This is a genomic window from Pseudomonas sp. UME65, assembly GCF_014170225.1.
GTDB lineage: Bacteria > Pseudomonadota > Gammaproteobacteria > Pseudomonadales > Pseudomonadaceae > Aquipseudomonas > Aquipseudomonas protegens.
In genome coordinates this window covers 417,159-439,221 of record NZ_LZZQ01000016.1, presented here as the reverse complement: position 1 = coordinate 439,221, position 22,063 = coordinate 417,159, and the positions used below count along the sequence as shown (strand labels likewise).

General features: G+C 61.3%; 17 protein-coding genes. 10 read left to right on the top strand and 7 right to left on the bottom strand.

Annotation, left to right across the window (positions count from 1 at the left end; all coding sequences use genetic code 11):
* Positions 1–619: 619 nt before the first annotated feature.
* The 4 genes from A9971_RS27085 to A9971_RS27070 all read right to left on the bottom strand — a co-directional run bounded on the left by A9971_RS27085 (position 620) and on the right by A9971_RS27070 (position 3,667).
* Positions 620–1,132 carry an Imm15 family immunity protein gene (locus A9971_RS27085; RefSeq protein ID WP_183000195.1) on the bottom strand — a complete coding sequence of 171 codons (513 nt, stop codon included), beginning with the start codon at positions 1,130–1,132 and terminating at the stop codon, positions 620–622.
* 9 nt (positions 1,133–1,141) lie between these two features.
* A complete protein-coding gene (locus tag A9971_RS27080) occupies positions 1,142–1,546 on the bottom strand; it encodes a hypothetical protein (RefSeq protein ID WP_183000194.1) in 405 nt (134 codons plus the stop codon).
* A 100-nt stretch (positions 1,547–1,646) separates the two neighbouring features.
* Positions 1,647–2,792 (bottom strand): AAA family ATPase, encoded by a 1,146-nt coding sequence (locus A9971_RS27075; protein ID WP_053151674.1) that lies wholly within the window; start codon positions 2,790–2,792, stop codon positions 1,647–1,649.
* Between the two features lie 14 nt (positions 2,793–2,806).
* Entirely contained in the window at positions 2,807–3,667 is an 861-nt protein-coding gene (locus A9971_RS27070) for an RNA ligase family protein (RefSeq protein ID WP_015635611.1), read from the bottom strand.
* A gap of 338 nt (positions 3,668–4,005) precedes the next feature.
* On the opposite strand from A9971_RS27070, the gene A9971_RS27065 reads away from it, so the two are divergent.
* Complete coding sequence (locus tag A9971_RS27065; RefSeq protein WP_015635610.1) at positions 4,006–4,665, top strand: hypothetical protein; 660 nt, start codon at positions 4,006–4,008, stop codon at positions 4,663–4,665.
* A 72-nt stretch (positions 4,666–4,737) separates the two neighbouring features.
* On the opposite strand, the gene A9971_RS27060 is transcribed toward A9971_RS27065, so the two are convergent.
* Positions 4,738–6,429 carry a SulP family inorganic anion transporter gene (locus A9971_RS27060; RefSeq protein WP_011061293.1) on the bottom strand — a complete coding sequence of 564 codons (1,692 nt, stop codon included), beginning with the start codon at positions 6,427–6,429 and terminating at the stop codon, positions 4,738–4,740.
* A 609-nt stretch (positions 6,430–7,038) separates the two neighbouring features.
* On the opposite strand from A9971_RS27060, the gene A9971_RS27055 reads away from it, so the two are divergent.
* The 9 genes from A9971_RS27055 to A9971_RS27015 all read left to right on the top strand — a co-directional run bounded on the left by A9971_RS27055 (position 7,039) and on the right by A9971_RS27015 (position 17,224).
* Positions 7,039–9,288 carry a type VI secretion system Vgr family protein gene (locus A9971_RS27055; RefSeq protein ID WP_011061292.1) on the top strand — a complete coding sequence of 750 codons (2,250 nt, stop codon included), beginning with the start codon at positions 7,039–7,041 and terminating at the stop codon, positions 9,286–9,288.
* 11 nt (positions 9,289–9,299) lie between these two features.
* Entirely contained in the window at positions 9,300–9,746 is a 447-nt protein-coding gene (locus A9971_RS27050; protein ID WP_019095552.1) for a DUF6484 domain-containing protein, read from the top strand.
* Positions 9,747–9,760: 14 nt separating this feature from the next.
* Positions 9,761–10,873, top strand: coding sequence for a DUF2169 domain-containing protein (locus A9971_RS27045; RefSeq protein ID WP_183000193.1), 1,113 nt, complete (start codon positions 9,761–9,763; stop codon positions 10,871–10,873).
* A complete protein-coding gene (locus A9971_RS27040; protein WP_155494414.1) occupies positions 10,870–11,910 on the top strand; it encodes a hypothetical protein in 1,041 nt (346 codons plus the stop codon). Before A9971_RS27045 ends, A9971_RS27040 begins: the two co-directional genes overlap by 4 nt.
* Positions 11,910–13,022 carry a PAAR-like domain-containing protein gene (locus A9971_RS27035; RefSeq protein WP_015635604.1) on the top strand — a complete coding sequence of 371 codons (1,113 nt, stop codon included), beginning with the start codon at positions 11,910–11,912 and terminating at the stop codon, positions 13,020–13,022. The genes A9971_RS27040 and A9971_RS27035 overlap by 1 nt, the downstream gene beginning before the upstream one ends.
* Before the next feature lie 27 nt (positions 13,023–13,049).
* The gene (locus A9971_RS27030) at positions 13,050–13,931 is read left to right on the top strand and encodes a hypothetical protein (RefSeq protein WP_183000192.1); all 882 of its coding nucleotides are present in this window, start codon (positions 13,050–13,052) and stop codon (positions 13,929–13,931) included.
* Between the two features lie 24 nt (positions 13,932–13,955).
* Positions 13,956–15,206: a TIGR02270 family protein gene (locus A9971_RS27025; protein WP_183000191.1), complete on the top strand. Its 1,251-nt coding sequence runs from the start codon at positions 13,956–13,958 to the stop codon at positions 15,204–15,206.
* 99 nt (positions 15,207–15,305) lie between these two features.
* Positions 15,306–16,286, top strand: coding sequence for a two-component system response regulator (locus A9971_RS27020; protein ID WP_183000190.1), 981 nt, complete (start codon positions 15,306–15,308; stop codon positions 16,284–16,286).
* 20 nt (positions 16,287–16,306) lie between these two features.
* A complete protein-coding gene (locus A9971_RS27015; protein WP_077934126.1) occupies positions 16,307–17,224 on the top strand; it encodes a LysR family transcriptional regulator in 918 nt (305 codons plus the stop codon).
* Here the strand turns inward: A9971_RS27015 and A9971_RS27010 are convergent.
* Positions 17,221–20,391 (bottom strand): ATP-binding protein, encoded by a 3,171-nt coding sequence (locus A9971_RS27010; protein WP_183000392.1) that lies wholly within the window; start codon positions 20,389–20,391, stop codon positions 17,221–17,223. The genes A9971_RS27015 and A9971_RS27010 overlap by 4 nt on opposite strands.
* Positions 20,392–20,519: 128 nt before the next feature.
* On the bottom strand, positions 20,520–21,989 hold the full coding sequence (locus tag A9971_RS27005) for a TolC family outer membrane protein (protein ID WP_183000189.1): 1,470 nt from the start codon (positions 21,987–21,989) through the stop codon (positions 20,520–20,522).
* Positions 21,990–22,063: the final 74 nt, after the last annotated feature.

Here is a 22,063-nt window from a genome sequence, read left to right as displayed (position 1 = left end):
CCGGCAATTACCCAAAGCCCACCTTCAATAGTTCGATATGCAGGTGGGCCACAGTCAGCAACCACCTGAGTTTGAAATTCTCCCGCTCGAACTTTGACAGGCGTTACGAATCTCGAAAGACACACACCACGTGTTCATCCGCGGTCGGAATTCGTGGGTGTCATGCAACTGGAAGTTTTTCGGCCCAGGGCCGGTGAAGTCCTGGGTTGGCTACAAGGAGCAAAGGAATCAGGATTCGTTTGTCCAGGATGTCATTGCGAAGGCCCAGACGCGAGCAACAGCAAAGTGATCGAAGCCTGGCTTCAGAAGCTGTTTCTGAGGGTAGGCAGCGTTGCAGTTGAGCCTGGGTAATTCTTGGGTAACGTGACCCACATGAGTACATCGTATCTACGCATAATGTATATTATGTTAAATAACATAACTCCAAGGCTCACAGGACCTGTGACCTGTGATCAGCTATCAGGCTTGGATCACGACTCCGGGCGCTTTCGACGCTTTGAATTGGCGTATAGGCTTCGACCAAGCCCATGAACGTTACGCAGCGAGCAATCGCATAGCTCCCACCCCATCATTGGAGTGCTTCACCATCGAATCGGATTGGGTGACGAATCCTGTACTCTCAAGAAGTCCTGGGCACAGCAAAGACCCTTACAATTTCTTCAGCGCAAGCTGCGTCATAAGATCTGCTTTCATAAAAATCAAAAGCCGTTTCTGCCCCACAACTGGAAAAATGTTTTTTCACTTCCTTCATCTCCTTCGACGCAAGCCCTCTATCATGTTCTCGTACTTTTTCCAAAAAACTGACTGAAGCTGGCTTTGCGTAAATAAAAATATTGGGTATGAGAACACCTTGCTGCTCCAGCCCTTCAAAGTCTGTAAAAGTCACGGCAAAAAAAACATCTTTACCTGTTGAAACCTCCAAGACTCTTAAAGTATTTAAAACAAACAAAGCGAGCCCTGTCAGGAAATCAGACACCCCGTCGCTGCTCATTTCATCCATCAGGTGCTTTAAACGACCATACCTTGATACAAGCGGAATCTCTTCAAAGCTTTCATAGCTCTCGAAGAACACGTCCATATCATTGTACGGTTCTTTACTGATTACCTTGTTATAGAGATCTGCAAGCTTCATTAGGATCACCTAGCCCTCAAGCTCATAAACCTCAATATCACGACCAATAACATATAGATCCCCTTCTTCGCGCACTTGATCAATGGATGCTGGATCAGCATCCAAAGCGTAATTTCCATCAATGTCGACACACCAATACTCGTCAAACTTCAACAGCCGAACCCCCGAGCAAATTGAATTGAATTGATGACCGCTAACTTTCGCGCTCAGCTCTTCGACGCCACGGACAACCACTTTGACTTTCTTCCAAACATTTCCGTCAATACGGTGATCTCTGGCATGAAATAAAACTTGTGCTGCGAGTCGTTCGCCTGGCGCATAATTAAACTCGAACGACAATAGCAAGCCATCTTCAAAACGGTGAAAAGCTTGTAATACCTCACTTATTTTTTCTGCAGTTTCTGACATTTTCATTTGCCTGGTGATTTCTGGCCGTGACTTTCAAGTTGGTTTTTTCAAGAAGATAGAGTTTGAAACGCCTCATGCCTCGCGTCGCCATGTCCCCCTGGACCACTCACCCCGTCACCGCCTGATAAACAACCCGATGCGCCTCGGTGGGCAGTGGCACTTCCCACTTGAACAGCATGCGGCGGATATCATCGTTGCGCAGCGAGGTGTCGCGCTGCTGGTTGCGCCGCATGATCTCGCCCTCGGGGCGCTCCAGGTAGAGAATTTCCACCTGCGCGCCGTAGCCGTAGAGCAAGTCCAGGGTGCGGTTGCGCATCTGCGCCGACAGGTGCGTCGAGTTCCACACAAAGGGTTTGTGCTCTCGCAGCAAGGCCTTGGCCCGGTCGATGGCGTAATGCGCAGCGGCGCCTTCATTCTGTCCATGGCGCAGGCCCAGGGCCTGGCGGGCGTCGTCGAACGACACCACCGGCAGCTCCGGGTGATGCTGTGCGGTCCAGGTGTCCTTGCCGCTGGCCGGCAGGCCCGAGAGCATCACCACCGACGAACCCTGCGGCGCGTGCAACGGGTAGTCGGGATGTACCCGGGCGCCACGCAGGTACTGAATGCGTGTGTAGTCGTCGGCAAAGGCCCGCGGTCCGTGCAGGCAGCCCTCCTCCTGCGCCAGTTCGCGCCACAGTTCGATGGCGTCCAGTACATCGGCCTTGCCGGCGTAGTTGCGGCCCTGCATATCGGCCTCGGCGACGGCACAGAGCATCCACAGCGGCAGTTCCCAGGACAGTTTGTGCAACAGGAACTCAGGGCTGCGGCCGCTGCGATCACCCTGCAGGGCGAAAAACGGCACTTGGTGCACGGCGATGATGCGGCAGATCTGCTCGCGCAGCTCGAACGGCACACCGGCGCGCCACAACAGCAGCCGCGCATCCACCGCCCCCCGGCGTGAATGACCGGGCTGGCCGATACGCCCGGTATCCTTGTCGATCACCGTGGTGTCGGGTTTGGCGATGTCGTGCAACAGGGCCGCGAAGAACAGCACAAAGCGCTGCTCGGCGCTGGCCTGCTGGTAGGCGGGTTGGGCCAGTAATGCTTCGACCACCAGGCGGGTATGAATCCATACATCGCCCTCGGCGTGGTAGATCGGGTCCTGCGGTGTGTCGGCCAGGCGCGCCAGGGCCGGAATGGCCGACAGGCAGGCGGCGGTGTCCATATCGCGCCCCGGCTCGGGGACCAGTTGGCGCAGTTGTTGAATATCCATTTCGAGATGCTCCTTCAGTAGCCGTGGCGTGGGCCCTGCCAGTCCATGGACAGGCGCGGGGCATAGAGGTCGACGCCGGCGGCCAGTTGATTGGGGATAAAGGGTTGGCTGGCATGGTGCTGGTCGGCATCGAGGATGGCCTGGACGAAGTCCTGGCGTACCCACTTGAGCCGGCCGAGGGTCTGCTGCTCGTCCTCGAGCTTCAGGTACAGGCCCTCCATGCGGCTGGAGCGGTCGCACTGGCGCCAGGCACGGGCCAGGTCGAGGCCTTCGCGGTGCACCACCTGCTCGAACACCTGGCGCCAGTGCGCGGTCTTGGCCAGCGAATCGCCCACCAGCGCTAGCAGCTCGGCATGCCGGCGCGGTGCCGGGCCTTCGTACAGCACAGGCACCGACAGCACCGGCCCACCTTCTAGCAGGCGCCGGCGCGCCGCGGTGGAGAGGAACAGCCCTGTGGCGCGGTCCCACACATCGAACTCGCAGAAGTAATGTGGCAAGTGGTCGTAGAACACCGAGTGCTTCTTGTGCAGCCACTCGCCATACAGCACGAAGCGATCTTCCAGGCGTTCCAGCAACCAGTGCTCATGGGCCGAGGCCCACTGCTTGAACAGATTGAACTGGCGCTCGCGCCCACCGCCGGTGAGGTAGTGACCGCGAGATTGCAGGAGCAACTCGCCGCCTGCGCCAAAGCTGATGCCCGCGTTGGCACCATCGAGTTTTTCTTCCACCACCAGCCACTGTCCGGCCAGGGCGCCATAGCGCACCTGGCCAGTGTCAGTGTCGCCATCTTGCAGGCGCGAGCCTTGCAGGTGGGGCGTACGGGGGTATTTGAGCAGTTCCAGGTTGTGCGCGGTGGCACGAATATCCGTGTGCATGGGTTTGTCCTCGAAAAAAGAGAAAAACCAACGACAGGATCAGGCAGGCATGGCAATGAAGCGCCGCCGTGCTTAGGCACGGGCAGCCATCAGGCAGGATGGACCATCGTCGGTATCAGGCGTGTTGGCTGGCGTAGGGCACTGGCTTCACCACTTGGAGAAAAGGTTGCAGAGGCTTTAGGGCGCGCATTCAACAGCAGATAGCGGCATCAGGTCAAGCCCCGAGAGGACAAAACCCCAGCGCCCCTGCTTGCGCGAAACACCCGAGCTTTTGTCATGAAAAAAACCGCCTGGGGCTCATAGGGTGCAGCCAGTCATAACCCGATAAGGAATCGATCATGAAACGTTCAAGCGTGCTGATGGCTGCAGTCATTGGCCTGGCACTTGCACCTTTGGCCCAGGCCTCGTCCATGGCTGACAGCGAAGAGAAAGCCCAGTTGCGCAAACTCTTCTGCGAGTCGAAGGGCGGCGCCGATATCACTGGGCTGGGTGAGTTGAAGAAGTCCGACGACGTCGGCGCCGTGGTGGTGTGCAAGCTCCCGCCCTCGCCCACCACCGTGGTGGAAAACCAGGCGGCATCGAGCCTTGCCGCGCTGCCATTGACGCCCGTCACGGCAACGCTTGCGCCACCGTCGGGGGTCTACAAGCTCGCCCCGGGAGCCAGCAGCGTCAACACTTCATGCTCGGCCAACCTGGCCATCGCCAAATGGGCGGGCTTTCCCAATACCAGCAACGGCAACGCCACCTTGAACTGTCGTGGATACAATGCCGGCGCAGCAGGCGGTACGCTGGGTTGCAAGATCGAATGGACCGGGCCGACCCAGGTCGCCATCGGGGTCACCCCTTACGGCGGCCAGGTCGCGGTGAACTTCAATTGCCAGGCCCTGTACTTCGGTTCCGTCGGCACGGTGATGGATTTCAGCTACGCCGACCCGACGTATCCGCGCATCCGCTATGGCTCGGTCCAGGCCACCAGCAGCATGACCATCACCCAGTGATGCCGTGCCAGCCTGGCTGAGCTTCGATCAAGCGCCGGCAGGGCTGCTCCCTGCCGGTCACCCTCCTCTGCTTCATTGCTTGCCGCGCATGCTGTTGCGCCATATGCGGTAGGTCCTGATCCCCGAACGCACCGAACCGAACAGCAACTGGCTGTCCATTTCCCGGGTCATCCCCGAACGTTCCAGCATCGCCAGGAAAGTACCGCGGGCACGGGCGATAGCGAAGTAGATGCCCTGGGCGGCCAGGGTCTCGCGGATTTCCCGCAGCACCGCGATGCCGCTGACATCGATATCGGTCACCGCCTCGGCATCGAACAGCACCACCTCGGGTTGGCTCTCGCGCTGCACAGTGTCCAGCAGGCGCATTTTGAAGTAGTCGGCGTTGAAGAACAGGATCGCGTCGTCGAAGCGATACACCACCAGGCCGGGCACAGTGCGGGCTTGCGGGTACTGGCGGATGTCCACCTGGCCTTCGATGCCGGGCATCCAGCCCAGCACCGCGTCGGTGGGTTGGTAGATGCTGTACAGCAGGCGCAGGATGGCCAGGGTCACGGCGAACATGATGCCCGGCAGCACGCCCAGCCCCAGCACACTGACGGTGGTCAGCAGGCACAGCCAGAACTCGAAGCGGCTGAGTCGGTAGATTTGCTTCAGGGACTTGACGTCGAGCAAGCCCCAGCCCGCCATCAACAGCACCGCGCCCAGGGCCGGCTGCGGAATCCACGCCATGGGCGCGGTGAAAAACAGCAGAATCAGCGCAATCGCCAGGGCGGCGATGATGCCCACCAGTTGGCTCTTGCCTCCGGCCATGTCATTGACCGCGGTACGCGAATCCGCACCGCTGATGGCAAAGCCCTGGGAGGCTCCGGCGGCCAGGTTGCTCAGGCCCAGGGCGATGAATTCATGGTTGGCGTTGATCGCGTAGCCATGGCGCGCGGCGAAGCTGCGGGCAGTGAGCATGGCGCTGCAGAAACTCACGGTAGCGATGCCCAGCGCGTCGCGCAGCAGGCTCTTGCTTTCCTCCAGGGTGGTCTTGGGCCAGGACAACTCCGGCATCCCGGCCGGCACATGACCGAGGATCGCCACTCCGAGGCGGTCGAAGCCCAATAGCCCGGCCAGCAAGGTGAACAGCGCCACCGTCAGCAGCGCCGCAGGTACGCGCGGATAGCGTCGCGGCAGCCAGATCAAAAGGCCCAGGCTGGCCAGGCCGACGGCCAGGGTCAGGCCATGGATCTCCCCCAGGCGCTGGAGAAAGTCCGCCAGCCCCAGGATGAAGCCGTCGCCTTCGATCTTGAAGCCCACCACCTTGCCCATTTGCCCGGCGATCAGGCTCAGACCGATGCCGTTGAGGTAGCCGATGAGGATCGGCCGCGAGAAGAAGCTGGCGATAAAACCCGCCCGGGCGATCCCGGCGGCAATCAGCATCAGGCCCACCAGCACGGTGACGATCATCGACAATTCGACGGTACGCTGCAGGTCGCCCATGGCCAAAGGCGCCACGGCCCCGCCGAGCATGGCGCAAGTGGCGGCATCGGGGCCGACCATCAGTTGCCGCGAGCTGCCGATCAAGGCATAGACGATCATCGGCAACACACAGGCGTAAAGCCCGTACTGCGGTGGCAGGCCGACAATCTGCGCATAGGCGATGGCGATCGGGATCTGGATAGCCGCCACGGACAAGCCGGCCCGCAGGTCGGCGCGCAACCATTCGCGGCGGTAGTGCAGCAAGTTGGACAGGCCAGATAGACAGCGGGATAACGACATGCCGGGTCCTTTCGAAATATTCCGTTTTATTCTTTGGCTGCGCGCTTGTTTGGCAAGGCGACGCGGGGCGTTATTCAAGCGAATCGGGCAACTTAGCGCCATGAGCTGGAGCAGCTTTTGCTTCGATTCACCCAGGTGCTTGGCCATGGGCAACCCGCTGAGGCGCAGGTGGTGGTGAGCTTGGGCCGCTATGGATGAACAACCCCTCCCATTCATGGGCCGCCAAGCCAGCTATAACGGCGAGTTGCCTTGATGACGCGCCACTTCCCGGTGCATGTCGTCGCGCTCGTAGCCGGGCAGCAAATGACCGTCGGTCACCTACCTTGAAACGGCTCGGTGTTCGCTCCATTGGTCGGAGAGTTTCTTGACTAGGATTAAACCGCGCTAAGACTTTAACCGAAATTGTTAGAGGTGATGCCCAAGTGGCTCTGGACAGAAGGTTAATCCGCAGGAGCCGGATTGACTCGTACGTTCGCTTTGACTGAGTGCCTATGAGGCCGATATGGAGATCATCTCTGTGGTGGATGTACCGCGATGGATGGACACGATTTCCCCTGACCCCGCGAGACGGACGACTGACGCCCGAACACGAGCCAGAGGAAGTCGTTTATGGCAATAACGCAAAACAACCGTTTGGTGCAGGTCGACAGTCCCCTCGGCGGCGATGTCCTGTTGCTGCAGAGCATGGAAGGCAACGAAGAGCTGGGGCGGTTGTTCCACTACGAATTGGACCTCACCTCCGAAAACCGAGCGATCACATTCGACCAGTTGCTGGGCAAGCCGATGGGCCTGACCCTGGAGCTGCACGACGGCAGCAAACGCTATTTCCACGGCATTGTCTGCAGCTGCCGGCAAGTGAACGGCCACGGTCAGTTCGCCGGCTACCGCGTCAGCCTACGGCCCTGGTTATGGCTGCTCACGCGCACTTCGGACTGCCGGATTTTCCAGAACAAAACGGTGCCGGAGATCATCAAGCAGGTGTTCCGCGACCTCGGTTTCTCCGATTTCGAAGACAGCCTGAGCGGCAACTACCGCGAGTGGGAATATTGCGTGCAGTACCGCGAAACCAGCTTTGACTTCGTCAGCCGGTTGATGGAGCACGAAGGCATCTATTACTACTTTCGCCATGAGCAGGCGCGTCATGTACTGGTGTTTGCCGACGCCTATGGCGCCCACTCCACGGTGGCCGACTATGACTCGGTGCCCTTCTACCCGCCCGATCGGCAAATGCGCGAGCGCGACCATTTCTACGATTGGCAACTGGAGCGGGAAGTCCAACCCGGTTCTCTGGAGCTAAACGACTACGACTTCAAGCGCCCCCGCGCCAGACTGGAGGTGCGCTCCAGTGTGTCGCGCAGTCACAGCAACGGCGACCACCCGCTCTACGACTACCCCGGTGAATACGTACAGAGCAACGATGGCGAGCACTACGCGCGTACCCGCATCGAAGCCATTCACAGCCAGTTCGAACGCGTGCAGCTGCGCGGCCGCGCCCGCGGGCTGGGCTGCGGCCATTTGTTCAAGCTGACCGGCTACGAGCGCGAGGACCAGAACCGCGAATACCTGGTGGTGTTCGCACGCTATCAGATCCGCCAGGAACTCTATGAAAATGCGCAGCTGGACCTGTCCGAGCAGTTCACCAGCGAGCTGGACTGCATGGATGCCAGCCAGGCCTTCCGCCCTCTCCCCCTGACCCCCATGCCCATTGTTCGCGGGCCGCAGACCGCCGTGGTGGTCGGCCCCGATGGCGAGGAGATCTGGACCGACCAGTATGGCCGGGTCAAAGTGCATTTCTACTGGGACCGCCACGACCAGTCCAATGCCAATAGCTCCTGCTGGATGCGCGTGTCCCAGGCCTGGGCTGGCAAGAACTGGGGGGCGGTGCAGATCCCGCGGATCGGTCAGGAAGTGATCGTCAGTTTCATCGAAGGCAACCCGGATCGGCCGATCATCACTGGCCGCGTCTACAACGCCGAACAGACCGTGCCCTACACGCTACCGGCCAATGCCACTCAGAGCGGGGTGAAAAGCCGTTCGAGCAAGGACGGCTCACCGGCCAACTTCAATGAAATCCGCATGGAGGACAAGAAAGGTGCGGAGCAACTGTTTATCCATGCCGAGAAGAACCAGGACATCGAGGTCGAGAACGACGAGACCCACTGGGTCGGCCACGACCGCAGCAAGACCATCGATAACGACGAGACTGTGCATGTCAAACACGACCGCACCGAAACCGTCGATCACAACGAGACCATCACCATCGGCGTCAACCGCACCGAAAGCGTGGGCAACAACGAGGACATCAGCATTGGCGTCAACCGTACCGAAAGCGTCGGCAGTAACGAGACGATCAGCATAGGCCTCAACCGCACCATCAGCGTGGGCGCCAGCGAAACCGCGACCGTGGCCCTGCAACGCACCCATGCGGTAGGTATCAACGAGACGATCGCCATCGGCGCCGCGCAGGAAGTTGTCATCGGCGCCTTTCAAACGGTGAATGTCGGGGCCTACCAAAACGTCAACGTGGGCCTCTACCAGTCGACCAATGTGGGCACCAACCGCTCGGTGGACGTCGGAGCCAATCTTTCAACGACGGTAAAAGACAACGAATCGCGCCAGGTCGGCGCAGGACGCACGACCGATATCGGCAAGGACGATGAGCTGACGGTGGGCAAGAACCTTGTCATCGATGCCGGTGACTCGGTGACCATCATGACCGGCAAAGCCAGCATCGTCATGAAGAAGGACGGCACCATCAGCATCAGCGGCAAGGACATCACCATAGACGGCTCTGGCGTGATCAACATCAAGGCCAACAAGAACGTGGTGATCAAGGGACGCAAGATCCTGCAAAACTAGGAGTAACGCGTATGACGGTTCAATACTCACTGCCCACGCAGGCCCGTATCGATGGCGTAGTCGTCGGTGTACTGCTCGACCTGCCACAGGCCAGTGCGCCCTGGGTGACCTACCCCGGCTGCCCCGAGCAACAGAGCATCGCCGCCCGCAGCACCACCCTGCTCTCCCCTGAAGACATCGGCAGCCAAGTGGCGCTGATGTTCGAAGATGGCGACCCTTCCCGCCCGCTAGTGATCGGCCGCCTGCTGAGCCAGGCCATGGCACCCGAACCGGTTGCCAGCGTGCAACTGGACGACCAGCGCCTGGAACTGCGCGCCGAACGCGAGATCGTGCTGCGTTGCGGCAAGGCCAGCATCACCCTGACCCGCGCGGGCAAAGTGATCATCCAGGGCGCCTACCTGTCCAGTCGCTCCAGCGGGGTCAACCGCATCAAGGGTGGTTCGGTGCAGATCAACTAGACAGGTAGTCGCCTATGGAATTGCTCAACGCCAGCAAACTGCTTGCTGCCTATACCCAGGGCATGGAGCCCGATGGCCGCGAATCCATGGTGGTGGTGGTCAAAGGCACGTTTAATCTGCCGCTGGACGGCCGTGCGGCGACCCTGGCCGAGACCCAGCAACCGCTGCTGATGGCCGATACCTTCCTCGGCGAACCCGGTCTCAGCGCCCCCCTGCAGGAAATGGACTTCGCACCGGTCAAGCCGTTCTGCGACGTGCTGGTGCGCGGCAAGGCCTATGCCCCAGGCGGGCGACCCGTGAGCCAGATGGCTGCGGGCATTCGCGTCGGTCAGATGAGCAAGGCCTTTTCCGTCCTCGGCCCCCGACAATGGCAATTGGGGCTACTGGGCGTTTCTCCCGGCTTGCCGCAGCCCTTCATCGAGCAGGACATCTCTTATGCCCAGGCCTTTGGCGGCAGCCATCCGATGGCGGAAGACTCCGAATTGCGTTACAGCTACCTGGACAATCCGACCGGTTGTGGCTGGTTTCCAAGCCGCATGGGTAGTGCTGCCATCGTCGGCATGCCGATGCCGAGCACCGAGGAATTGGGCAAGGCGATCGACAGTCCCTCTGGCGACTTCCGTCCTATGGCCCTTGGCCCCATCGGCCGCAGCTGGCCGCAACGTGCTCGCTTCGCTGGCACTTACGACGATGCCTGGCTGGCCGACCGCTTTCCGTTTCTGCCGGAAGATTTCGACCGTCGCTACTTTCAGGCGGCCCCTGACGATCAGCAGATTCCTTACCTGCGTGGCGGCGAGGATGTGTTGCTGCTCAACCTCACACGCCAGGAGCGCGCGGGCTTTCGCATCCCCGAAATGGACGTGCCGGTGACCTTCTTTCTGAAAAAAGGCGGTCACGAGACTGTGCAGGCGGTGATCGATACCCTGCTGATCGACACAGACGCGCTCCAGGTGCAACTGACCTGGCGTGTCTCTCGTGCACTACGACACAACATGTTCGAGATCGCTCAGGTGCTGGTCGGCACTATGTCCACAGGCTGGTGGCGCGCCCGCGAACTGGGCAAGGATTACTACCCGTCGCTCTCCTCCCTGGTAAAAGCCAGGCACGCCCCCGAGGAGACAGACTGATGACTGCACTTTGCATCATCGGTTCCGGCATGGTCAGCGCCGTTGGCCTCAGCGCACCCGCGAGCTGCGCGGCGATTCGCTGCGCTATCGATAACTTCCAGGAAACCCGCTTCATCGACTGCGGCGGCGAATGGCTGATCGCTGCCAGCGTGCCTCTGGAGCAGCCCTGGCGTGGGCGCAGCAAACTGATCAAGATGGCCGCCTGCGCCATCGCCGAGGCGCTGCAAAGCACCCCTAACGTCGACCCGGAAAAGACCCCGCTGCTGCTGGGGGTGGCGGAAGTCGAGCGCCCCGGCCGCCTCGACGGCCTCGATAAGGGGCTGCTGCACGCCATCGAAGCCGAATTGGGCCTGCGCTTTCATCCCAGTTCCAACGTCATCGCCTATGGACGGGTCAGCGCTGCCGTGGCCCTGCTTGATGCGCGTACGCTGATCTACCAAGGCGGCCATCGCCACGTGCTGATTGCCGGCGTCGACTCCTTCTTGAATGGACCGACGCTGGCCGCTTTCGAAGCACGCGAACGCCTGCTCACTAGCCAGAACTCCAACGGATTTATCCCCGGCGAAGGTGCCGCCGCCGTGGTGCTGGCCGCCCCCGTTGCCAGCGAAGAACCGCAATTGGCCTGCCTCGGCCTGGGGTTCGGCGTGGAGAAGGCCACCGTGGAGGCCGAAGGTACTCCCCTGCGTGCTGAAGGTCTGACTCAAGCCGTACGCGCAGCCCTGAGCGAGGTTGGCTGTGGGTTGGAGCAAATGGATTATCGGCTCACCGACATCTCCGGCGAGCAGTACTACTTCAAGGAAGCCTCCCTGGCCCTGAGCCGTACCCTGCGGGTGCGCAAGGAGCTCTTCCACCTCTGGCACCCGGCCGACTGCATTGGCGAAGTCGGCGCCGCCATTGGCCCGACGATGCTGGCCGTGGCCCTGGCCGCCAGCCGCAAGGGCTACGGTGACGGCCCGAATATCCTCTGCCACCTCGGCAACGACGCCGGCCAACGCGCCGCCGCCCTGCTCAGCTACCAGACCGTGAGGGCTGCCTGATGGCCAACGAGGTGTATGCCAACAATATGGAGATTTCCTGCAAGGCAGCCGATGGCAAGTCCGTCGCCTGCTTTCCGGATGTCTGCTTCACCCCGCCCGTGGCTCCGCCGACACCGATGGGGGTACCCATTCCCTACCCCAATACGGGTATGTCCAAGGACACCACCCGGGGCACACGAACGGTCAAGATCACCCGCAAAGAGGTGATGCTCAAGGACAAGAGTTACTTCAAGACAAGTTATGGGGATGAGGCTGGGAATGCGCCCAAGAAGGGGGTCATCACTAGCAAGATCAAGGGGAAGGTGTACTTCACTTCCTGGTCGATGAATGTGAAGTTCGAAGGTCAAAACGTAGTACGACACCTTGATATGACGACGCATAACCATGCTTCACAGCCAGGTAATACCCCTCCCTGGCCTCACCTTTCCAAGATGTCGCCGAGCACCCAGGGAAAATGCAAAAGGGAGAAAAAAAGAGAAAGAAAATCCTGCCAGGAATACAAACCGTACGGTGAAAAGAATGTTTGTAAAGAGGCCGAGCTGAGCGGTGCAATGGTCAATGAAAGCGCTTGGGCCAGCAAAACAGCGACAAGAGCCAAAGCAAACAAATGCTTGTCGGCTCGCCGCTGTCAGTTAGTGCCGTACCGCCCTAAGGACGAAGCAGGTATAGCCGGATGTTGTCCAGCACAAACACCTGACCATGTCATACCGAAAAGCTCATTTTCTGTAGGAGCGTTCAGTAACAACAAGCGCCAGCCCGGCTGGGAAGAGTATTCGAAAGATACGGCGCCTTGTATGTGCGTTGAGGGCTGGGGGAACACTCATGGGAGTCATGGTGTCCGACACAGCGAGCATAAAGCCCTGGGGGTTATCGCTGGGGTCAAGAAAGGCGATATGCGCGAATTCGGTAAAGAGGCCTCCATGGCGGCGCAAAGTACTCGTGGCGCGTTTCCCGAGTCAAACTGTAGCGAACGCTGCCTCACGGCACAGTTGGCCGACGGGCATAAAAAAATGCTACCGCCAAATACGCAGCCCCCTAAAGTAAAACATTCACCAAGCGGAAGAAGTAAGCCAGCGGTATTGAACCGTACCGCGAGAAGGCCCTCCCCTTGAGCCACCACCCAATAAACGGATATTCATATGGCTGACGAATGGCTGGAAGATTATTACTACGCTTATGTTGCCGCCGTAGACGCACAGAAATCTTTTTTCGCTTTTCGGGAAATAGGACTAGAAGCCCAGGACGTTTCGCACACTATTTTCCTGGAGTACAACTCTGGAAAATGGCGAGAAGTTGGCGAGGCGACTTGGGATACCGTTGCCATGACCACCGACCGGTCACAACAGATGCTGGCAATATCCGAAGAGGGTGAAATTGGGGAAGGTTATCTCGGCTCGACCCTCAGCTTGTCGCAAATGGATCCGCCACCGCTAATGCTCAGAGGGATAAGCTCGATAGGCGAATATACCTACTTGTGCGGAGTGTCCCGAGAAGTGTATGTACGCCATGGATCTTCTGCCTGGCAGCCTGTACATGCCCCAAAGCCTACGAGTAAAGACAGTGTTTTTGGCTTCGAAGCACTGGGCGGTTTCTCCAATGATGAAATCTATGCCGCCGGCTGGAAGGGAGAAATATGGCTGCGGGAGCAAGGCAACTGGCGGCAAGTCGACAGTCCAACCAACTTTAAAATAACTGCATTGATATGCGCCTCTGATGGTTATTGTTATGTATGTGGCCGCCAAGGCACTTTGTTGCGTGGCAGAGCAGACACATGGGAAATTATCGATCTCGAAGAGTTCACCGATGATTTCTGGAGCATTGCTGAACACCAAGGAAAAATCTATTTAGCCACCTTGTTCGAAGTATACGTTCTCGATGAAAGTTCTTTGCGGCCAGTCAACTGGAATATGCCAAAGCCCAATACTTGCTACTGTCTTTCCGCTAAGAACGGGGCGCTTTGGTCTGTTGGCCAAAAGGATATCTTGGTACATGACGGGCAGAGCTGGAGGAAACTTGCTTAACTCACTATTTCTCAAGACTTTGAAATGTACTCGAAGTTGATTCCGCTGATTCTGGATCAACATGTCGAAGAAGCCAGCTTCCTCGCCGTCCTGCGGGACTATGCCCTGGGCGCACCGCACTACGACTTCGACCATCTCAGCCAACTCGACGAGCGCATCGACGCCCACCTTGACGGCCTTCGCGTCGCCGGCACCTGCGGCCTGGAAACCCTGTTGGCTCAACTTGGGCCACACGCCATTGGCGAGCTGTTCGCCAGTGTGGTGCTGGCCTTCGAGGCGGGTAACGCACAGGTGTTGTCACGGCTCAGCGAGCATTTGCGAAGTGCCGTAGAAACGGAGAGCGGCTACCTGATGGCCTTGGGTTGGCTCGACTGGAAGTGGGTATCGCCGTGGATCGATCGCCTGCTCGCCTCCCCCGACCCCCTGTTTCTGCGCCTCGGCCTGGCCGCCTGTGGCATGCACCGCCACGACCCCGGCCCAGCCCTGCTTACCGGCCTTTCCCACGCCGACCCAAGCGTCCTGGCACGTGCCGCCCGCACTGCCGGCGAGCTGCGCCGTCGTGACCTGATGCCGACAATTCGCACCCATCGGCAACACCAGGACACCGCCACGCGCTTTTGGGCCAATTGGGCCACCGCGCAGATGGGCGACGAGGAAGCGCTGGAGCCACTGCGGCAGTTCGCCGAGCAACCGGGCCAGTTCCAGTACCGCGCGCTCTGTGTACTGCTGGCCTGGCAAAGGCGTGAGCACAGCATCGCCTGGATACGTCAGTTGATACAGAACCCTGAGCAACAGCGCGTCGGCATCCAGGCCGTTGGGCTGCTGGGCGATCCGGTCAGCGTGCCCTGGCTGATCCAGCAGATGAGCGACCTGCCGCATGCCCGCGTCGCCGGCGAGGCCTTCAGCCAGATTACTGGGGCAGACCTGGCGTTACTCGATCTGGAATTGCAGGACCTGCCGGATTTCGATGCAGGCCCGAACGACGACCCTGAGGATGCCAATGTCGCCATGGACCCCGATGAGAATCTACCCTGGCCCGACCCGCAGTTGATCGCAGCCTGGTGGCAGGCCCATGGAGGTGATTTCCAGGCGGGCGTGGGCTATGTGCTGGGGCTGGCGCAGCGCGAAAGCAGTTTTCAGCAAGCGCTTGTCCGGGGCCAGCAACGCCAGCGTATTGCCGCTGCCTACGGCATCGCCCGCTTCCGGCCGACCGAAGTGCTTTTTCCCACCAGCGCACCGGCCTGGCGGCAAAAGCGGTTGTTGTCCGGAGGATGAGCAGGCGATTCATTCTCTTCGACTGCGGCAGCTGGACGCTAGGTGCCCATAAACCAAATACGCTAGACTGCCGGCCTATTTTGTTCAGGCCCCCTCGTCATGCCCGCAGAGCATGTTCCCAAGCCCTATACGCTCCTGGCCATCGACGATGATCCGCAATCGTTGATCGTGCTGTCGAAAACCCTGACCGCCGAATATGAAGTGCTGCTGGCAAAGAACAGCGAACGTGGCCTGGCCCTGGCTCGCAGTGCCAGCCCCGATCTGATCATTCTCGACATCCTGATGCCGGAGATGGATGGCTTCCAGGTGCTCAGCGAGCTCAAGAGTCATCCGGCGACTGCAGCCATTCCGGTGATTTTCCTGACCTCGCGCAGCAGCGTCGAAGACGAACGCCTGGGGCTGCTGCTGGGCGCCGCCGATTACATCGCCAAGCCGATTTCGCCCCCTGTGGTACTGGCCCGGGTGGCAACGCAACTGGGCTACCGCAACAAACCCCTGCATGACCTGCAAGCGGTGGCCGGACCTTGCGCCGGCAGCGACATGCGCGACGGTTTTGTCAGTGCATTGACCCTGCAACTGGCCGGCAATCCGCAGATTCGCCTCCAGGCCCTGCTCGATACCCTGTCGATTCTGCTGCGCAGCAGCCCGAGCCGGCGCGACCCCGCGGCCTTGCGCAGCGCTGCCTGCCTGGCGCTGATGGGCCTCAATCAGCCGGGCAGCCGTATCGATCAGGCCCTGGGTCACAGCAGGCTGCTGATTGAAGAGATTCTCGCCCACGCCGAGCCGGAAGACCCGATCCTCAACCTTGCCTGGAAAATCACCCACGCCGATGCCTTGCTCAAGGGCCCTGGCGAGCTGCACACCTGCGAGCAGTTGTCCCTGTCGGTCCGTCTGTTCGCCCTGGCACTGAACTACCACCTGAGCCTGCTCCAGGCCAGCACCGAGGACCTCCACAGTCGGCATGCGCAAGCCATGGGCCAGATGTACCGCCAGCCCGGGTTCGAGCAGTGCATCGCCGGCGACCCGGAGCCGCTGTCGGCGGCCTTGCTGAGTTCGTCACAGAGCTTTTTCGGCCGGTGAATGGATGGTGAGCCTGGCCAATGCCTAACTTCGCAGATCTGGAGCTGTTCATTCTGATCGCCGAGCTGCAGGGCCTGTCCCCCGCCGCTCGCGTCATGTCGATCACCCCGGCTGCCGCCAGCCTGGGGCTCAAGCGCCTGGAAAACCGCCTCGGCGTGCGGCTGTTCACCCGCTCCACCCGCACCATGAAGCTCACCCCCGAAGGCGCACGCTACCTGGAAAGTGCCCAGCACGCCTTGAAGATCCTGGCCAACGGCAAGCGCTCGTTGCGCCACGATGACGGCATGCTGGAACTCACGGTGTCTTCCGACCTGGGCCGCAACCTGCTGCTGGACATGCTCGCCCGGCTCAAGCAGGAACGGCCGCGCATGTACATCAAGCTGGCGCTGAGCGACAAGGAAGAGGACCTGCTCAAGGGCCGCTTCGATGCGGCGTTGCGCTATGGCAAGAACCTGGCACTGGATCTGGTCGAGCTACCGGTGCTCAAGCAGCATTACTTCATCGCCTGCGCCGCGCCCGATTACCTGGCCGAGCATGGCCAGCCCGAGTCGCCGGAACAGCTGAGCGAGCACGAATGCATCATCTGCCACAGCATTGGCCGCCCGGAGAGCCGCTGGCGTTTCCATGGGGCCGGCAAGGTCGAGGACGTGCCGGTGCAAGGGCATTTTTGCTGTGATGATGGCGATGCCGCACGGCGCTGGGCCGTGGCTGGCCACGGCGTGGTCAACCTGCCGCTGCTCAATGTCGTGGAGGACCTGCTCGCCGGTCGCTTGCTGGCGCTGCTGCCCGGTTGGCAGTCCGACGCGGCGCCGCTGAATCTGGTGGTCTCGCACCGCTCGCAGATCACTTCGTCGTTGCGCGCCTTGCATCAATGCCTGGTCGAGCACTGCACCGACCGCATGGCCCGCTATCAGGCCCTGACCCAGGACACCCGCTAGCCCTGGAAGTCGACAAGCAGGTCATGGGCCTGCTGGAACTCCAGCCGGTAGATCCGCTCTTGAATGGCCCGCAGAGGGCCACAGGGGTATTGCTCGTACAGTTCATCGATCAGCGCCAGGGCCTGGGCATTATGGCTGAGCAGCAGCTTGGCCAAGCGCTCCAGTGCCAACACCTGCTCAGGGTCCAGCCCCAGCTGCTGCGGTGCCAGATCCCCGTCGGCTGCCCCTGGCAGGGACGCCAGGCCGGCCAGCACCGGTTCCAGGCACCGCGCCAGTTGCTCGATCAGCGGCCCCAGCGCTGCCGGCCCGCCCGCCTGTTCCTCCAGTTGTCCAGCGGCCTCTTTGACCGCCGTGGCACCGATGTTCCCAGCGTTGCCCTGCAGGCTGTGGGCCAGAGAGCCGAGGGCGGCCAGGTCCCCTGCGGCATGGGCTTGCCACAAGCGTTCGATGACCTGCTGCTGGCTGTCACGAAAGTCGGCCAGGAGTTTGCGGTGCAGGGCCAGGTCCTGGTTCACCACCGCCAGCCCGCGCGCGGTGTCGATGCCTGCATAAGTCGAGTTCAAGACGCTTGTACCCGGAGGCGCCGGAGCTTGCGCTACCGGCATGTCCGTCGCTTTGATCCAGCGCACCAGGGTCCGATAGAACGCCGCGACCTCCAGGGGCTTGCTCAGCAGATCGCTCATGCCGGCAGCCACCGCCCTGCCCTGCACATCGGCCTGGCTACTGGCGGTCACGGCGATGATCGGCAGCCACCGCAGGTGCGGATACCCGCGAATCTTGCGGGTCGTGGCGAAGCCGTCCATGACCGGCATCTGACAATCCATCAGCACAGCGTCAAAGCGCCCCTCCTCAAGCAACAGACGCAGGGCCTGCGCACCGTTCGCCGCCAGCACCACCTGGACCCCCACGCGCTGCAGCAGGCCCTGCAACACTTCCTGGTTGAGCCGGTTGTCCTCGACCACCAGCACCCGCGTCCCCGCCAGCCAGCGTACCGGGTCATTGATCGCGCCCTGCCCCGCTGCGGCACCAGTGGCTGGCGTGGTGCAGTTTTCCTCAAGCGGTAACGGCGGCAGACTCAACTGCACGCTGAACTTGAATGTTGCGCCCTGCCCTGGCTGGCTTTTCACCCAGATATCACCTTGCATCAGTTGCACGATTTTCTTCGAGATGGTCAGCCCCAGGCCGCTACCGCCATAACGCCGGCTGATGGACCGGTCGGCCTGGACAAAGACATTGAACAAGCGGGCCTGCTGCTCGTCGCTGATGCCCACCCCGGTGTCGGTGACGCTGAAGCACAGCAGCGCCTGATGATCCCACTGGCGCACCAGGCACACACCGATACAGATATGGCCGGCCTCGGTGAACTTGATCGCGTTGTCCACCAGGTTGGTCAGCACCTGGGCCAGACGCAGCGGATCACCCACATAACGGCGCGGCAGTGAAGCCGGAATATCCAGTTGCAGCCGCAGCGCCTTTTCTTCCGCGCGCTGGCGGACCAGCAGCAACACATCGTCCACCAGTTCCCGCAGGTCGAAGCCCACTTGCTCCATGCTCAGCTTGCCGGCTTCGATCTTCGACAGGTCGAGCACGCCGTTGATGGTGCCCACTAGGTGTTTGGCCGCACGGTCGATCTTTTCGATGTAGTCGCGCTGCACCGGCTCCAGCGGCAGGTCCAGTGCCAGGTGGGCCATGCCGATGATCGCGTTCAGCGGTGTGCGGATTTCATGGGACATGCAGTCGAGAAACTCCGACTTGGCCTGGGTCGCCCGCTCGGCATCCTGTCGTGACTGTTGGATTTGCGCTTCCACCGCCTTGCGCTCGCTGATGTCCTGCAGCACTCCGGTAACCCGCGTCGGTGCTCCATTGGCGTCGCGCTGCATGATCTTGCCGATGTCCAGCACCCACAGCCATTGCCCCTCTTTGTTGCGCATGCGGTACTCAGCGCGGTATTCGCCGACTTCATCGTTCAGGTGCGCCTTGAGCCGGGCCATGACCGGCTCGTAGTCGTCCGGATGCACCAGAGCGGTCCAGCGCTCCAGGCCATGGCCGAAAGCCTGTTCCATCTGCTGTTTGCTGTAGCCAAGAATCTGCAGCCAGACATCGTTGTTGATGACCGTCCCCAGGCTGAGGTTCCAGTCCCACAGGCCCAGGGCCCCGCTTTGCAGGGCCATGTCCAGGCGCTGTTCGCTCTGCTCAATCTGCGCCACGTCGCGCTTGTGCCGCCGGGCATCGGCCAGACGCCGCAGGCCGCCCCACAGCAACAGCAAGAACACCAGGGCACTCAGCCCCTCGATCAGCAGCACCTGTTCCCCCGGCAACAGCGTATCCAGGTCGCCCAGGGTGATCAGGGTCCAGGGACCGCTCGGGTCATTCCAGTCGAAATCCACCCGGGACAGGCTATAGCGCCGGCCGTCCAGCTGGACCACCGACTGATGGGCATCGAAGGGCAAGCGTTCGGGCACCCCGTTGGCAAACCGATAGTCGCTGAACTGGCGGCGGATCTCCCCCGTGAACCGGTTCCAGGGCCAGGCGCGGTCGGACTTGAGGATAAAGGCCGGGGAACTGGCGGCCAGCACCACGCCGCTGGGGGACAGGATCATCTTCAGATCGTCGCTGTACGGCTTGCTCAGGCTGGCATCGAGCCTATCGGCATCAAAACGCGCCACCAGCACCCCGATCACCTTGTCCTGGCGCGTACGCGACTCGAAGATCGGTACCGCCATGTAGAACATGCGAGTGCCGGTGGTGGCGCTGATGGCGCCGTAGACACTGCTGCCGCCATCGAGAGCCACCTTGAAGTAGGGGCGGAAGGCCACGTTCAGCCCCAGGGGCGTCTGCCCGTGCTGGTCATGGGCCGCTACCACCACCCCTTCCCGGTTGAGAACAAACGCATGGTTGGCTTCCACCACCAGGGACAGGGTCTTGAGGGGAATGGTGGCCCGCTCCATCAGGTCCGCAGAGGGTTCGGGCTCCAGGACAATGCGCTTGAGCGAGGGGTTGTGACGCCCGAGGATCGACAGTGCGCCAATGGCAAAACCGTTGGATTTCCATTGTTCCAGGTCCTGGGCCTGCTCCCGGGTCTGCATCTGGATGCTGGCCCGGTAGACGTCTTCGACCTGCACACGGTAGTAGTTGCCCAGCGCCCCTGCGGCGCCGCCCGCGATCATCACGCCCAGGGCATAACAGCAGCGCCTGTGACTGTCGAAGAAGTCCAATAACCCGTACAACCCTGTCCCCCTTTACCTGAAAAAAATCGGTGCCCGCCAACACTTGTCCGAGGCATTGCCTGGCCCTGTCAGCGTTTTGCCAGCCGGCGTGGAAACTCCGGCGGCAGAAAATCGCGGTCCGGATCGTAGTCGGCCTTGAGGTAATCACAAAGCGCCTTGAGGTCCTGGGGCGACAATGTCCCCACCGCCTGCTTGAGCCGCAGGGTGTCGAGAATGTAGTCATAGCGGCTGTTGTTGTACTGGCGCACGGCGTTATAGAGCTGACGCTGCGCCTCCAGCACATCGACGATATTGCGGGTTCCGACCTGAAAGCCCATCTGCGAGGCCAGCACGGCGCCCTGGTTGGAGATGATCGACTGGCGCCGCGCCTGCACCTGATCGACACCACTGTTGAGACCGCGATGCAGGTTGCGGGTCTGCTCCACTACTTGACGCCGCAAGCCGTCGTTGAGGTACTCGCGCTGGTTCATCCGCTGGTGGGCTTCGCGCACCTGGGAGCGGGTCTGGCCGCCACTGAACAGCGGAATGTTCAACTGCAGACCGACCGTGCGCTGCTCGACATTGCCACCGTAGCCATTGCCACGGATATCGCTGTTGCCGTAGCCCAGGGCGTCGTTGTCCCCGGTCTGGTAGCGCAGCACCGCGTCCAGGGTCGGCGCGTGCCCGGCCTTGCGCGCGCTCAGGGTCTGCTGCGTCGCCTCCAGGGCAAACTGGCTGGCCTGCAGGGTCAGGTTCTGGCGCACCGCCGTGTCCACCCAGCGCCGGGCGTCGTTGGGTTCGGGCAACAGCACCGGCATGTCGTGGCGCAGCCCCTGGATCGCCTGGTACTGCTGATGCGTCAGGGTGTCCAGGGCTTCGAAGGCATCGTCGGTCTGCTTCTGCGCCACGATGCGGTTGGCCCGCGCCGTGTCATGCCCGGCCTGGGCCTGCAGCACATCGGTGCGGTCCGACAGGCCCAGCTGCAAGCCCCGTTCGGCCAGTTGCTGCTGGCGCTTGAGCGCCGCTTCTTCGGCCTTGGCCGCCGCCAGGGCGTCCTGGGCCTTGAGCAGGCCGAAGTAGGCCTGGGCGCTGTCGAACATGAGTTTCTGCTCGGCGGCGGCCAGCTCCAGCTGGGCCTGCTGGTCTTCAGCTTGCGCGGCCTTGAGGGTGAACCAGCGATCGGCGCGGAATATCGGCTGGTTCAGCACCGCCTGATAACTGGTGCCACTGCGCCGGGTGTCCTGCCGCGGCTGCTGCAGGGAGGTGCTGGTGGCATTGAGATCGGCACTGGCGGACAGCGTGGGCAGCAGGCCGGCCCGGGCCTGGGGCACCGCCTCGGCGCGGGCCGCCTGATCGGCCTGCGCCGCCGCTAGCTCGCTGTTGTTCTGCCGGGCATCCAGGTACACCCGCCACAGGTCGCTGGGCAGTGCCTCGGGTCGGGGTTGTGACAGGTGTTGCAGGTGCTGTGAGGCCGCCTGCGCCAGAGGCGCCGCCAGCAGCGGGACGGCAAGCAGCCAGCCGGCAAGGGCTCGCTGCCGCGAATTCATGGGTTTGCTCATGGTTGGATCTAACACCGGGAAAAGAGGGCGCCGCAGACAGGAGAGGCTTTGCGCCCCTCCTGTGTTTCTCCTGC

Coding starts and splice junctions, on each gene's coding strand:
- A9971_RS27085 (WP_183000195.1), bottom strand. CDS start 1,132: ATGAAGCTTGCAGATCTCTATAACAAGGTAATCAGTAAAGAACCGTAC.
- A9971_RS27080 (WP_183000194.1), bottom strand. CDS start 1,546: ATGAAAATGTCAGAAACTGCAGAAAAAATAAGTGAGGTATTACAAGCT.
- A9971_RS27075 (WP_053151674.1), bottom strand. CDS start 2,792: ATGGATATTCAACAACTGCGCCAACTGGTCCCCGAGCCGGGGCGCGAT.
- A9971_RS27070 (WP_015635611.1), bottom strand. CDS start 3,667: ATGCACACGGATATTCGTGCCACCGCGCACAACCTGGAACTGCTCAAA.
- A9971_RS27065 (WP_015635610.1), top strand. CDS start 4,006: ATGAAACGTTCAAGCGTGCTGATGGCTGCAGTCATTGGCCTGGCACTT.
- A9971_RS27060 (WP_011061293.1), bottom strand. CDS start 6,429: ATGTCGTTATCCCGCTGTCTATCTGGCCTGTCCAACTTGCTGCACTAC.
- A9971_RS27055 (WP_011061292.1), top strand. CDS start 7,039: ATGGCAATAACGCAAAACAACCGTTTGGTGCAGGTCGACAGTCCCCTC.
- A9971_RS27050 (WP_019095552.1), top strand. CDS start 9,300: ATGACGGTTCAATACTCACTGCCCACGCAGGCCCGTATCGATGGCGTA.
- A9971_RS27045 (WP_183000193.1), top strand. CDS start 9,761: ATGGAATTGCTCAACGCCAGCAAACTGCTTGCTGCCTATACCCAGGGC.
- A9971_RS27035 (WP_015635604.1), top strand. CDS start 11,910: ATGGCCAACGAGGTGTATGCCAACAATATGGAGATTTCCTGCAAGGCA.
- A9971_RS27030 (WP_183000192.1), top strand. CDS start 13,050: ATGGCTGACGAATGGCTGGAAGATTATTACTACGCTTATGTTGCCGCC.
- A9971_RS27025 (WP_183000191.1), top strand. CDS start 13,956: ATGTACTCGAAGTTGATTCCGCTGATTCTGGATCAACATGTCGAAGAA.
- A9971_RS27020 (WP_183000190.1), top strand. CDS start 15,306: ATGCCCGCAGAGCATGTTCCCAAGCCCTATACGCTCCTGGCCATCGAC.
- A9971_RS27015 (WP_077934126.1), top strand. CDS start 16,307: ATGCCTAACTTCGCAGATCTGGAGCTGTTCATTCTGATCGCCGAGCTG.
- A9971_RS27010 (WP_183000392.1), bottom strand. CDS start 20,391: ATGATCGCGGGCGGCGCCGCAGGGGCGCTGGGCAACTACTACCGTGTG.
- A9971_RS27005 (WP_183000189.1), bottom strand. CDS start 21,989: ATGAGCAAACCCATGAATTCGCGGCAGCGAGCCCTTGCCGGCTGGCTG.